Raw genomic sequence first — 12,971 nt, 5'->3', positions numbered from 1 at the left:
ATGGAACAGATGACATTCGACTATCCGGCGCAACGCGCGATCTCGACCCGCGCCCATGTGGGCGTCGTCGGCTCGGGGGATCTCGAAGTGCTGCTGTCGCCCGCCGGCGCACTGAAGGCGACCGTGACCGTGCGCACCAGCGTCGACGGCTACGGGCATATCTGGAAGAGCGTGCTCGACCGCTTCTTCACGCGCTATGACGGCGCCGCGCAGATCGAGATCAACGACTTCGGCGCGACGCCCGGCGTCGTCGCGCTGCGTCTCGCGGAGGCCGTCGAAGCCGCCGAGGCCTCGGGCAAGGGAGCAGGCGCATGAGCACCGTGACGATTCCGAACGCGCCGTCGATGCCCGCGCTGCGCGACAGTTTCATCGAACTGCCTGCGCGTGAGCGCGCGCGCGCATTGCTCGACGACGGCACGTTCCGCGAGCTGCTCGGGCCGTTCGACCGTATCGAATCGCCGTGGCTGCCTTTGCAGGGCATCGTCTGCCAGGCCGACGACGGCGCGGTGATCGCGCGCGGCACGATCGGCGGCGAGCCTGCCGTGGTCGCCGCGATCGAGTCGGCGTTCCAGGGCGGCAGCATCGGCGAGGTGTCGGGCAGCAAGATCGCGGCGGCGCTCGAACTGGCGTTGCGCGACTGCGAGCGCGGCAAGATCGTGCGGCCCGTCGTGCTGTTTGAAACGGGCGGCGTGCGCCTGCAGGAAGCGAATCTCGGGCTTGCCGTGATCGCCGAGATCCAGGCGGCGATCGTCGCACTGCGGCGTCACGTGCCCGTCATCGGCGTGATTGCGGGGATGGTCGGCTGCTTCGGCGGAATGTCGCTCGCGGCCGGGCTGTGCTCTTACCTGATCGCGACGAAGCAGGGTCGGCTCGGCATGAACGGACCGGAAGTGATCGAGCAGGAAGCGGGCATCGAAGAACTCGATGCGAGCGACCGGCGCCGCGTGTGGCAGATGATCGGCGGCGAACAGCGCGTGGCGACGGGACTGGCGGATGCGCTCGTCGACGACGACGCGCACGCGATCCGCGCGGCGATTGTCGACGCGTTTGCGCGCGGCGTGCCGGCCGCGCATCGCACGGAACAGGTGCCCGTGTATCTGGAGCGGCTCGCGCGCATCGATCCGTCGAACGTGTCGCCCGAAACGATGCGCGAGGTGTTCGACGCCACCTTCAACGCAAACGAGGCGGCCGCGCCGCGCAAGGATCAACGATGAACGCAACGACCCACAGTCAGGCACTCACGCGCGGCATGCGCTGGTTCGAGGCGCTCGCCGGCGATACCGCGACGGCTGCCCCTGTCTGGTCCGGCGAGGCGTCGCTCGGCGGCGAGACGGTGAGCTTTTTCGCCGTCGTGCCGGACCCCGATAACCGCTTTCCACGCGCACGCGAGAACGTCGTCGGGCTCGAACAGGGCTGGCGGCTCGCGCATACGGTGCGCGCAACGATCGCGCGCGATGCATCGTCGGCGCGCAAGCGCCCGATCGTCGCAATCGTCGATGTGAAGAGCCAGGCGTACGGCTATCGCGAAGAGACGCTCGGCATCCATCTGGCCTGCGCGTCCGCCGTCGACGCCTATGCGAGCGCGCGCGATGCCGGGCATCCCGTCATCGCGCTGATCGTCGGACCGGCGATGTCGGGCGCGTTCCTCGCGCACGGCTATCAGGCGAACCGGATCGTCGCGCTCGATGCGCCCGGCACGATGGTTCACGCGATGGGCAAGGAAGCGGCCGCGCGCGTCACGCGCCGCACGGTCGAAGCACTCGATGAACTCGGCGAAAAGATCACGCCGATGTCGTACACGATGGCGTCGTTCGCGAAGCTCGGCTTGCTCGACAACCTGATCAAGGATGTCGATGCCGATGCGCCGACAGATGCGCAGATCGAACGCGTGCGCGGCGTGCTCGCGGAATCGATCCAGAGCGCGCGCGCCGACAAGCACGGGCTCGCGCGGCGGCTGGAATCGGATGCGGCCAAACAGACGCGCGCCGCGTCGATCGAAGTGCGGCGGCGGCTCGCCGAACAGTGGGACGCAGCGTAATGCGCGTGTGCGCAGCCGCTCCATTTGCGCCCGGCGATGTGCGCGCTGCCGGCGATATCCGCTGGCAAGCGCATGACATCTTGCGCTTGCGGCATCTGGAAGCCTTCGACGACGAACCGGCGTGGGTACGCGATGCCTTCGCCCGCGCACCGTTCGTCGTCGTGAGGCGGGCGCTGGCGGCGGCCGGTTTCGTCGCCGTCGGCGTGCGCGGCGCGGCGCGCAACGAGCGGTACGGGACGTGGGCGCGGTGCGGCGATATCGAGGCTGTCGTCAAGCCCGAGGCGTTGTTGTCAGAAGGATCAACGCGGCTCGTGGCGCAGCGTCGCGCGCTGCCCGCGTTTATCGCGCTGGATGCGCTGCTTCGCGATACAGCGTGCTCCCGTCTGGATGATCTTGCATGGGGCCCCACGGGCAGTGCGGGATTCGAACTCGCGACACTTCAGCCGACCGTGACGGCCACAAGCGATCTCGATCTGTTGATACGGACGCCGAATCATCTTTCACGCGACGACGCGACGCGCATCCATGCGATGCTCGCCGGGCATGCCGTCGACACAGGCATTCGCATCGATGCGCAACTCGAGACGCCCGCAGGCGGCGTCGCGCTCGCCGAATACGCATCCGGCAAGGCGCGCGTGATGGCGCGGCACGCAAGCGGTCCGCGGCTCGTCGCCGATCCGTGGGCGCGCGAACACGCAGAGGCGTGCCGCTGATGCTCGCGTATCTCTTTCCCGGCCAGGGTGCGCAGACGGAAGGCTACTTGCATCGCCTCGGCGCGCATGCCGCGATTCAGGCGACACTCGACGAAGCCTCGCAGGTGCTCGGCATCGATGTACTGACACTCGACACGCGCGCGGCTCTCGAATCGACGGTCGCCGTGCAAACGGGCTTGCTGACGGCAGGCGTCGCGATGCGGCGCGCGCTCGAAGCGGAAGGACTGGTGCCCGAAGTCAGCGCGGGTCTGTCGGTGGGTGCGTATGCGGCGGCCGTCAGTTGCGGCGCGATCGGCTTCGCCGATGCGCTGCTGCTGGTGCGCAAGCGGGCCGAGTTGATGGAAGCCGCGTACCCGAGCGGCTATGGGCTCGCGGCCATTTCCGGGCTCACCGAGCACGAAGTCGAGCGCCTCGCCGATGAACAGGCGCGCACTGCCGACGGGCGCATCTATGTCGGCAACGTCAATGCGCCACGCCAGATCGTCGTGGCAGGTTCGAACGATGCGCTGGATGCGTTCAACGCACGCGCGCTCGCAGCGGGCGCGCGCAAGGCGACGCGGCTTGCGGTCAGCGTGCCGTCGCATTGCGAACTGCTCGCCGCAGCCGCCGACGCGCTGTCGGACTACGCACGCAACGTGCCGTTGCGCGCGCCGTCGAGCCTGTACATCGGCAATCGCGGCGGCCGCGCGCTGCATACGGCCGATGCTGTGCGCGACGACCTCGCGATGAACATGCGCTACACGGTGCGCTGGTTCGATGCGCTGACGCTGATGGTCGAGATGGGCGCGAAGGTGTTCGTCGAAGCGCCGCCCGGCCAGGTGCTGACCGATATCGTCCGCGAGCGGTATCCGGACGCGGCCGCGCTCGCAGCGAGCACGCTGCCCTTCGAGCGCCTCGCGCCGACCGTTCATCGCCGTATCGAATCGGCCGCCTGAATTCGATTCCTTATGCGCATAAATTTTTTACTTTTCTTAATGCGCGTATAGCAATTCGTCGCGCCTCAGTTTCGCGGCGTCACGAAGCGGAAGGTCAGATTCACGCGCTCGCCCTGCACTTTCGGCTCTTTCGGCACGCGATGCCGCCATTCGGCCTGGGTCCGGCCGCGCATCACCAGCAGGCTGCCGCCCTTCAACTGATATGACTGCACGACGCCCGTCTTGTTGTGCTGCAGATCGAAGCGGCGCGCGACGCCCAGGCTCACCGACGCAATCACGGGCTCCTTGCCGAGTTCCGGCTCGCGGTCCGCGTGCCAGCCCATGCTGTCCGCGCCGCTGCGATACCGATTGAGCAGCACGCTGTTGAACGACGCGCCGGTCGTCGCTTCGGCTGCGTCCCGCAGTTCCGCGACGGCGGCCGTCCACGGCGACGGCACGTTGCGGATACCCGAGTACACATAGACGGCGTCGGGCTCGCCTTGCCACGCGGTCAGGCGCGGCAACGGCACGCGGCCGGCGGGCGTGAACATCGTGTCCTGCTGCCAGCACACCTCTTCCACGATCCGCGCGAGCAGCCGCGTGGCGGCATCGGGCGCGAGCCAGTCGGGGAACCACGCGACGTCAGGCGTCGGCACATCGTCGAAAAGATCAGCGGACATCATCTTGCGAACCGCGAGCGCGCGCTCGCGAAACCTCTCATTCAATCGGCACAGCAGTTATTATCGGACGAGCCGCCGCGACGGGTCATCCGTGCGACTTGCGCTTTCATTCGTCTTTCCGCAACCGTATTCACTCTTCACTCAAGATCAGCACACCATCATGACGCTTTCCGATGACGCACTCGATCAACTGTTCCGCACCGCCCGCACGCACAACGGCTGGCAGGCGCGCCCCGTCGACGATTCGCTGCTGAAGCAGCTGGTCGAACTCGTTCTGCTGGGTCCGACGTCGGCCAATTCGAGCCCCGCGCGTTTCGTGTTCGTGAAGACGCCCGAAGGCAAGGCGCGGCTGCGGCCCGCATTGTCCGAAGGCAATCTGGAAAAGACGATGGCCGCGCCCGTCACGGCGATCGTCGGCATGGACATGGCCTTCTACGAACATCTGCCAAAGCTCTTCCCGCACGCGGATGCGCGCAGCTGGTTCGCGGGCAACGAAGCGGCCATCGCCGATACCGCGTTTCGCAACTCGACGCTGCAAGGCGGCTACCTGATCATGGCGGCGCGCGCGCTCGGCCTCGATACGGGCGCGATGTCGGGGTTCGACAAGGCCAAGGTGGACGCGGCGTTCTTCGCCGGCACGACCATCAAATCGAATTTTCTGATCAATCTCGGTTATGGCGATCCGTCGAAACTTTTCCCGCGCAGCCCGCGCTTCACGTTCGACGAAGCGGCGCAGATCGCCTGAAGCTCGCGGGCGGTGACGGACGTGGGCCGGCGGCTCGCAGGCGAAGGCAACGTCAGTTGCTTAGCAGCGCAACATAGAAGACGATCGCGCCCACCAGCGCGCCGACAAAGCAGAATCCCTCTTCGGCCTCGTCGCCTCGCGAGCGCAGCCATGCCGCCACGACGCCGAAGAGACCCGCCACGCCCAGCGCGACGAACACCATCACGACATAGAACAGCGCCGTGCGCCCAAGCTCGGAAAAATCGATGTAGCGGACGCCGTAGTAGACGCCGACTGCCATCAGCGACAGCACGAACATAGGCAGCATCACGTGGCTGCCTTCGTGTCCGATGTGATGCTCACGATGCGCGAGTTTTGTCGCTTTCATGTTTCGCCCTCCCCCAACCGCAATCCGATATGGCGATCAAGCGCGCGCGGCCGTCGCTGGCAGAAATGACTCGCCGTTGGCAGTCGTGCTCACTTTCAGAATAGTCCGTTCACGCCCTCAATTCAATATTCGTTTAATAGGCATCACGAAGAACTTGCGACGCTTGTCTGTTGCAACGCAACGCGTCTCTGATGCTTGCGCGGCAAGCTATTCGCCCGCCTTCGGCAAGCGCGCGAAACTGCTTGTAGAATGATTGACCGCCGTCCGTGTGCCGGCGTGCGCTTCCCGCGACTCGTGTCCGGCGCTCCGTCAGCGCCCTGCTCCCACCTATGCACCGCCTATCGTTTTTCGTTCGGCTCATCGTCATCGGCATCCTGCTGCATGTGTATGTCGGCATCCGGATCATTCCGGAACTGCCCGTCGACCTCGCAGTGAAGTGGCTATGCGCGCTGTGGCTCGTGCTGTCGGTGCTGCTGATTCCCATCGGCATGATTGCTCGCACGATTCAGCGGCAGCCGCTCGGCGACCGGCTCGCGTGGGTGGGACTGGTGGCGCTGGGCCTGTTCTCGTCGCTGCTCGTGCTGACGTTCGCGCGCGAACTGCTGCTGCTCGTCGTGCTGATCATCGACGCGATCTCGCCGCCGACGCTCGATCCGGCGCGCTGGCAAATCGACAGTGCAATCGCCGTGCCGCTGCTTGCGCTGCTGTCGACGGCCATCGGCTTCTTCAATGCGCGGCGCCGCGCGCGTGTCGTGTCGATCGATGTGCCCATCGACGACCTGCCGCGCGCGCTGAATGGCTTCACGATCGTGCAGATCAGCGACATTCACGTCGGCCCGACCATCAAGCGTGGCTACGTCGATGCGATCGTCGATGCCGTGAATCGGCTGAAACCCGATCTGATCGCGGTGACGGGCGATGTCGTCGATGGGACCGTCGAGCATCTCTCCGATCACACGCTGCCGCTGTCGCGCCTGAGCGCGCGGCATGGCGCGTATCTGGTGACGGGAAATCACGAATACTATTCGGGCGCCAACGCGTGGATCGCGGAGTTTCAGCGGCTCGGCCTGCACGTGCTGCTCAACGAGCATGTCGTCGTCGAGCATGACGGCGCGCAGGCCGTGATCGCGGGCGTCACCGATTATTCAGCGGGTCACTTCGATCCCGCGCATGAGAGCGATCCCGCCGCGGCGCTCGCAGGCGCCCCCGGCGACGTGCTGATCAAGGTGCTGCTCGCGCATCAGCCGCGCACGGCGGAAGCAGCCGCCGATGCCGGCTTCACGCTGCAGCTGTCCGGCCACACGCACGGCGGCCAGTTCTTTCCGTGGAATTTTGCGGTGCGGCTGCAACAGCCGTATGTCGCCGGTCTGTCGCGGCTCGATAACCTGTGGGTCTATACGAGCCGCGGCACCGGGTATTGGGGACCACCCAAGCGTCTGGGCGCGCCGTCGGAAATCACGCGTTTGCGTCTGGTCGGCAGCGGCGCCTGACACCCGTCTGTGTCGTCCGACTCAATGCATCATGCCGTGAGCTTCTGGCCCGGCAGCATCGAGCCGGTTTCCTGAAACCGCGCATGCCACGCGAACGCTTCGCGCAGCGCATGCGGCGTCTGACCGCCGAAGCGCAGCGCGTCGCGATAGTAGTCGCGCAGCAGATCGCGGTACAGCGGATGCACGCACCTGTCGATGATCAGCGACGCGCGCTCGCGCGGCGCGAGTCCGCGCAGGTCCGCGAGACCGATTTCCGTCACGACGATATCGACGTCGTGTTCGTTGTGGTCGACGTGCGGCACCATCGGCACGACGCTCGAAATCGCGCCGTCCTTCGCGATCGACTTCGTCGCGAAGATCGCGCACGACGCATTGCGCGCGAAGTCGCCCGAACCGCCGATGCCGTTCATCATGTGCGTGCCGCCCACATGCGTCGAGTTCACGTTGCCGTAGATGTCGAACTCGAGCGCCGTATTCAGCGCGATCAGACCAAGGCGGCGGATCACTTCCGGATGGTTGCTGACTTCCTGCGGACGCAGCACAAGCCGGTCGCGATAGCGTGCAAGATTGCCGAACACCTGTGCCTGGCGCTTTTCGGACAATGTGATCGATGCGCCCGACGCGAACGTGACCTTGCCCGCGTCCATCAGATCGAAAGTCGAATCCTGCAAGACTTCCGAGTAGATCGAAAACGGCTCGAACGGCGACTCGGCGAAACCGGCCAGCACCGCATTCGCGATCGTGCCGATGCCCGCCTGCAACGGCGGCAACGGAGAAGGCATGCGTCCAAGCGACACCTCATGCTGCAGAAACTCGATCAGATGGCCGGCGATCAGCGCGGTCTCTTCATCGGCGGGCAGCACGGTCGACGGGCTGTCGGGTTTGTCGGTGATGACGATGGCGGCGATTTTCTCGGGCGGAATCTCGATTGCCGTCGTGCCGACGCGATCGCTCGGGCGCACGATCGGCAGGGGATCGCGATGCGGACGGCGGCCGGGAATCCAGATGTCGTGCAGACCTTCGAATGCGAGCGGCTGCGCCAGGTTGATTTCGACGATGACCTTGTCCGCGAGAATCGCGAAGCTCGCCGAATTGCCAACCGAGGTGGTCGGCACGATGCCGCCCGTTTCAGTGATCGCGGCGGCTTCGATGATCGCGACATCCAGCTTGCCGAGCTGACCGGCACGCAGCATCTCGACGGTCTCCGACAGATGCTGGTCAACGAACATCACGTCGCCGCGATTGATTGCCTTGCGCAGCGTGTTGTCGACCTGGAACGGCAAGCGGCGCGCGAGCACGCCGGCATCCGTCAATACGCTATCGACGCCATGACCGAGCGACGCGCCCGTCATCAGCGTGATGCGCAGCGGCTTGCCTTCGTTGCGCGCGCGTTCCGCGAGCGCGACGGGCACCGCCTTCGCGTCGCCCGCGCGCGTGAATCCGCTCGCGCCGACGCGCATGCCATTGTCGATCAGCGACGCTGCCTGCGCCGCCGACGTGATCTTGCCGCGCAACGCGGCACAACGAATCCGGTCTTCGTACATGAATGAAAGTCTCTCCGATGTCACGCTTGCGGCAACCGCGGCGCACGTGTTGTTATGGGTGTGCGTCGTCACGTCGCCGCTCGATGCTGTGTTCGCGGGTGCTGGTGATGCCGCTCTGGTTAGCTGCCGAAATACATCACGCAGTAGCTGACGGGACCGACACACTCATTGGCCTTGTTCGCCGGCTGAGCGGCGCGACGCTGCGTTTCGGGTTGAGCGACGCGTGCTGCTTGCGCCTGGGCAACCTGCTGCGCGTTATCGTCCGCCGGCGCCGTCTGCGCGTGCGCGAGGGCAGCAGCGGACAGCGAACAGGCAATCAGGACGAACTTCAGCGCTTTCATTTCAATCTCTCCCGTTGTTTGAGTGTCTGCGTAAGCAGTGACTTAAATATATGACTGCGCTCGCCGCTGATTAAGAGGGGCGGTTGGAAGACATTCTTCTTGGCAGCGTCAAGATGCCGTGCCCAGGTGTTGGCACGCACGCCGCACGCGCGGATGGGGATTCGGCCCGGCGGGAGATTCAGCGTGAAAATGGGCGGGTTTTGCGCGAGCCTCGTCGACGCAAGCATGTGTTGGGCTGCGCGCGCGGTGATGCACGCGGCGGCGGGATTTAGCGCGCGTCGAATGGCGCGTTTTTATCCAGCAGCGTCGTGCGAATGAAGTGCAGGCAACTGAGGATGCGCTGCTGATCGTGCCGTTTCTCGCGGTCCGTATGGACGGCTTCCAGTACTTGCTGCACGACGCGTATCGCCGCGCGCACGGAGAGTTGCGCGCGCTCGACATTCGCCTTGTCCGGCTGTTCGAAAAGCTGCGCCAGATCTCGCGTCACGCGATCGAGAGACCCTCCCCAGCGCGTATGCACGTCAGCGGCATAAGCGGCGCGCTCGATCTCGCTGCGCAAATCGATCGCGGCGTGGCCGACTTCGAGCGTCACGAGCATCCATCTGAGCGCGTAGCGATGCCGTCGCGAGCGTTGTGGCAACAGCATGCGCAACTGATGCATCAGATCGTGCGTGCTCGATTGGAAGCGCTGCGCGAGCCCCGCAACGGGTGCCGTGCAGGCGAGCGTGACCTGGTTGCGCAAGTCGCCCTCGATGCGCGCTATCAGCCACGGCATCTGCACGGGGAAGACGACGGCGGCACCGATCACCGCGACGAGCATCGAGACGACGATCGCGATGCCGTTGTTGATCAGCAGATCGGGCGCAAACACGACGACATTGTCGGGCGCGGCCAGCAGGCAGAAAAACACCGTAAAGCCGATCCCATAACCCGATGTCTTCGACCGCGACGCAAACAAGACGCCGACTGCGAGCACGGGCGCGAGCATCGCGCAGAGGAGCGGGAAGCCGTCGATAGCGGGATAGACGTAGCAGGTGACCAGATAGCCCGCAACCGTTGCGCACGCCGCGCCGACGGTCATCTGCAGCGCGAGCTTGACGGGATTCGGGGCTGACGATGTCAGTGCGCACGTGAGCGATGCGCCGATCACGGCCAACCCGCCGCTCGCCCAGTCCGTGGCGATCCAGAACCAGCTGACGGCTCCGATCACGGCCGCCGTGCGCGCGAACGTGCATGCGACGACGAACCCGTTGGTCCGGCTGACATAGCGCACGGGCGGGCGCTCGCGGGCCGGATTGTGATTGGTCGCGAGCGACGCGTATGTGTCGATGTATCGAATGAACTCGACGACGAAGCGGTACAGCAACTCGCCCGCCGTATCGAAGTCAGGCAGGCATTGCGGCTCGCTCGATTCCAGCGGACGCCGCGTGGCGCGCATGCTGGCGGAAAGCATTGCCTGGAAACGCTTGAGTCTGACGGCAAGGCGGGCGGCATCAGAGGAATCGAAGCGTCGCTCTTTGTGCGCGTCAAGCAATTGCGACAGTTCGTCAAAATATGGCGCGGTCAATTGCACGACCTGAAGCGACTGGTTATCTCGCAGACGCTTTCTCAGTTGATGCAGCGCGTGCAGACGCGCGCAAACATCCATGAACTCGTGATTCAACCTTGCAAGCACCTGACTACGTGAACGCATGCCGGGATCTTCGAACGCCGCAAACGCACGCGTCGCTTCGAAGCCCACCACCTCGTCGACGAGGTCGGCGAAATAGCGCTCAGACGTGCCCCGCTCGACCGCCCCACCCAGCACCTTCACGGCGAAGGCAGTAAAATCGACATGCCTCGATTGCAGCGCATTTTGCAACGCGAGGCTGGAGCGGCGCGGCGCGATCAGCGCGCTCACGGCGGCCGAACAGATGATGCCGATCGCCACCTCCGCAGCGCGCGTCAACGCGGCGAGGAACAGGCCGTTCGGCTGCATCACGGTCGGAATGCCGATCAACGCAGCCGTGTAACCAGCCAGCACGAAGCCGTACCATCGAAAATGCCGATACCGGACCGCCGCCGCCACGCACACGCCCATCCAGGCCGTGATGCCGAGCATATAAAGCTCGGGCTGCTGCGCGAACAACGCGCCGAGCAACAGCGCGGCCAGCATGCCGGCGAGCGTCCCGAGAATCCGATAAAAGCTCTTCGCGAGCACCATGCCGCTGAAAGGCTGCATCAGAACGAACACTGTCGTCATCGCGGTGCGAGGCTGCTGAAGTTCGAGCAGCATCGCGATGCCCAGCGCAAGAAGCGCCGCCGTTACCGTCTTGAGCAGGTGAAGCCAGACGAGGCCGTCGGTGGTCGCCCAGTCTTTGCCGGCATCCGCTATCGCGCGCGCTATGCCAGTCCACCATCCGAAAGCATCGGACGACGGTTGCTTGATCGCATACTGGCGTTTCATGGCTTAATACCGCGGTGGGTCCTTCTCGGAGGAATGCGCCAATAGGCTCGCGCACTCCTGCTCTAAAGGTGCCGATTGTAGGAGCCGACGACGCGTGAATTAATAAGACGCGTGGTGAACAACCCTTCCAGAACACACAACAATGGCGACCCACAATAGGCGGAAAATAGCGCTTTGATAGCAATCAAGAAGAACTGATGGATACGTTGCAAAACATGCGGGTGTTCGTACGCGTCGTCGAAGCCGGCAGTTTCACTGGTGCGGCACAGTCGCTCAATACGACGACAGGCGCAATGTCTCGCGCAGTCTCAGAACTCGAGGCGCATCTACGGACGCGGCTGCTTAACCGTTCGACACGGCGTCTCGCCCTGACGACTGCCGGCGAAACATATCTGAAGCGATGTCAGCAGATTCTTGCTGACATCGACAATGCGGAAGAAGAAGCGAGTGGCGCACATGAGCGTCCGTCCGGTGTTCTGCGGATGCATAGTTTCGCCAGCATCGGACAGCATTACGTGTTGCCTGCGATTTCGCGATATCGCGCGCTGTACCCCGAGGTCGCCGTCGAACTGACGCTTTCACAGCAAATGCCGGATCTCTTCGAGGGCAGCGCGGATGTGGCCGTCGTTGGTGCGTCGACGTTGCCCAACTCGGATCTCGTGTCGTTACTGCTTGGAACGACGTGCAGCATTCTCTGCGCGTCGCCCGCCTACATTCATGCACACGATGCGCCCAAAACGCCCGCCGATCTCTTGCATCATGACTGTTTGCTACTCAAGACGCCTGCTTTTCCGAGCAACGAATGGACACTCGATGGTCCCGACGGCAGTGAAGTCCTGGAGGTGAGTGGTCCCGTCCAGGTGAATATCGCCGAATCGTTAATCGTCGCGATTCGAGAAGGCATGGGTATCGGGATGCTGCCGTTGTACGCGGCTATCGATGGCCTGCGAACGGGATCGCTCGTGCGCGTGCTGCCGGAATACACGTTGCAGAAGATGAACGTTTATGCGCTGTATCCATCGCGCAAATTCATCGACGCCAAAACCCGGACGTGGGTGGAGTTCTTGCGGACGCATCTGCCGAAGGTCATTGCCCGCGACGTGACTTTGTTGGGCGAAGTCGGACAGCAAGACTCGGCCGGAAGTGCTTTGCAAGAGGGCGGTGTGGGAGCTTTTGCTCCGGAGGTAAAGCGCTAACGGGAGGTGAGCTGGAATGTGCATGGCCGCTCGCCAAGCGGCCTTTTGAAGCTGGAAACCGGGTGCAGGACTCTTTCCGGCGCCGTAAACGCAGCAACCCCGCTTTTGAGGGCGGGGTTGGTGCATGGGGTAAGGAGCCTGACGATTACCTACTTTCACACGGGCAATCCGCACTATCATCGGCGTGGAGTCGTTTCACGGTCCTGTTCGGGATGGGAAGGGGTGGGACCGACTCGCTATGGTCATCAGGCATGACGGGTTGCTGCGTCGCGCTTTGGTGTTCGCGCCACAGCCAATCGGGAAGAAGCGTAAAGCGTGTGGGGGTTGTGTTGTTCAGTCTGGCACAACACCGGTCTCAACCTGGTGCGCTACCCCTTTCAGGGGCGAGGTCCTGGTCAATGCTGAAGCACTCACCATGACCGCAAAACACACCGGTTATAGGATCAAGCCTTACGGGCAATTAGTATCAGTTAGCTGAGCGCATTACTGCGCGTGCA

13 protein-coding genes and 1 rRNA gene are annotated in these 12,971 nt (G+C 64.2%); 8 read left to right on the top strand and 6 right to left on the bottom strand.

What is annotated here, in order from left to right:
* Genes J8I87_RS29180 through mdcH form a run of 5 tightly spaced genes read left to right on the top strand, consistent with a single transcriptional unit; the run spans window position 1 to window position 3,686 of the window.
* Window positions 1-315, top strand: a complete 315-nt coding sequence (locus J8I87_RS29180) for a malonate decarboxylase subunit delta (RefSeq protein WP_209935595.1) — start codon at window positions 1-3, stop codon at window positions 313-315.
* Window positions 312-1,214: a biotin-independent malonate decarboxylase subunit beta gene (locus tag J8I87_RS29175; protein ID WP_209935593.1), complete on the top strand. Its 903-nt coding sequence runs from the start codon at window positions 312-314 to the stop codon at window positions 1,212-1,214. Before J8I87_RS29180 ends, J8I87_RS29175 begins: the two co-directional genes overlap by 4 nt.
* Window positions 1,211-2,038: a biotin-independent malonate decarboxylase subunit gamma gene (gene mdcE / locus J8I87_RS29170; protein WP_209935591.1), complete on the top strand. Its 828-nt coding sequence runs from the start codon at window positions 1,211-1,213 to the stop codon at window positions 2,036-2,038. Before J8I87_RS29175 ends, mdcE begins: the two co-directional genes overlap by 4 nt.
* Complete coding sequence (locus tag J8I87_RS29165) at window positions 2,038-2,751, top strand: malonate decarboxylase holo-ACP synthase (RefSeq protein ID WP_209935590.1); 714 nt, start codon at window positions 2,038-2,040, stop codon at window positions 2,749-2,751. The genes mdcE and J8I87_RS29165 overlap by 1 nt, the downstream gene beginning before the upstream one ends.
* Window positions 2,751-3,686, top strand: a complete 936-nt coding sequence (mdcH, locus tag J8I87_RS29160) for a malonate decarboxylase subunit epsilon (protein WP_209935589.1) — start codon at window positions 2,751-2,753, stop codon at window positions 3,684-3,686. Before J8I87_RS29165 ends, mdcH begins: the two co-directional genes overlap by 1 nt.
* A 65-nt stretch (window positions 3,687-3,751) precedes the next feature.
* Here mdcH and J8I87_RS29155 read toward each other — a convergent pair whose 3' ends face one another.
* Complete coding sequence (locus J8I87_RS29155) at window positions 3,752-4,345, bottom strand: alpha-ketoglutarate-dependent dioxygenase AlkB (protein WP_209935655.1); 594 nt, start codon at window positions 4,343-4,345, stop codon at window positions 3,752-3,754.
* Window positions 4,346-4,505: 160 nt separating this feature from the next.
* Between J8I87_RS29155 and J8I87_RS29150 the strand changes: the two genes are divergently transcribed.
* Complete coding sequence (locus tag J8I87_RS29150; RefSeq protein ID WP_209935588.1) at window positions 4,506-5,090, top strand: malonic semialdehyde reductase; 585 nt, start codon at window positions 4,506-4,508, stop codon at window positions 5,088-5,090.
* A 52-nt stretch (window positions 5,091-5,142) separates the two neighbouring features.
* Here the strand turns inward: J8I87_RS29150 and J8I87_RS29145 are convergent, their stop codons facing one another.
* Window positions 5,143-5,457, bottom strand: a complete 315-nt coding sequence (locus J8I87_RS29145) for a hypothetical protein (protein WP_209935586.1) — start codon at window positions 5,455-5,457, stop codon at window positions 5,143-5,145.
* A gap of 329 nt (window positions 5,458-5,786) precedes the next feature.
* Between J8I87_RS29145 and J8I87_RS29140 the strand changes: the two genes are divergently transcribed.
* Window positions 5,787-6,947 (top strand): metallophosphoesterase, encoded by a 1,161-nt coding sequence (locus tag J8I87_RS29140; RefSeq protein WP_209935585.1) that lies wholly within the window; start codon window positions 5,787-5,789, stop codon window positions 6,945-6,947.
* A 29-nt stretch (window positions 6,948-6,976) separates the two neighbouring features.
* Here the strand turns inward: J8I87_RS29140 and J8I87_RS29135 are convergent, their stop codons facing one another.
* The 3 genes from J8I87_RS29135 to J8I87_RS29125 form a co-directional block, all read right to left on the bottom strand.
* Window positions 6,977-8,491 (bottom strand): acetyl-CoA hydrolase/transferase family protein, encoded by a 1,515-nt coding sequence (locus J8I87_RS29135; RefSeq protein ID WP_209935653.1) that lies wholly within the window; start codon window positions 8,489-8,491, stop codon window positions 6,977-6,979.
* 119 nt (window positions 8,492-8,610) lie between these two features.
* Complete coding sequence (locus tag J8I87_RS29130; protein WP_209935583.1) at window positions 8,611-8,832, bottom strand: hypothetical protein; 222 nt, start codon at window positions 8,830-8,832, stop codon at window positions 8,611-8,613.
* A gap of 268 nt (window positions 8,833-9,100) precedes the next feature.
* Complete coding sequence (locus tag J8I87_RS29125) at window positions 9,101-11,278, bottom strand: FUSC family protein (protein ID WP_209935582.1); 2,178 nt, start codon at window positions 11,276-11,278, stop codon at window positions 9,101-9,103.
* A gap of 197 nt (window positions 11,279-11,475) precedes the next feature.
* On the opposite strand from J8I87_RS29125, the gene J8I87_RS29120 reads away from it, so the two are divergent.
* Entirely contained in the window at window positions 11,476-12,474 is a 999-nt protein-coding gene (locus tag J8I87_RS29120; RefSeq protein WP_209935581.1) for a LysR family transcriptional regulator, read from the top strand.
* Between the two features lie 136 nt (window positions 12,475-12,610).
* On the opposite strand, the gene rrf is transcribed toward J8I87_RS29120, so the two are convergent.
* Window positions 12,611-12,724: ribosomal RNA gene (gene rrf, locus J8I87_RS29115) — 5S ribosomal RNA — on the bottom strand.
* Between the last annotated feature and the right edge of the window lie 247 nt (window positions 12,725-12,971).

This window comes from Paraburkholderia sp. LEh10 (assembly GCF_017814945.1).
In the GTDB taxonomy this organism is placed as follows: Bacteria; Pseudomonadota; Gammaproteobacteria; order Burkholderiales; family Burkholderiaceae; genus Paraburkholderia.
This window is presented reverse-complemented; position numbering and strand designations above follow the sequence as displayed.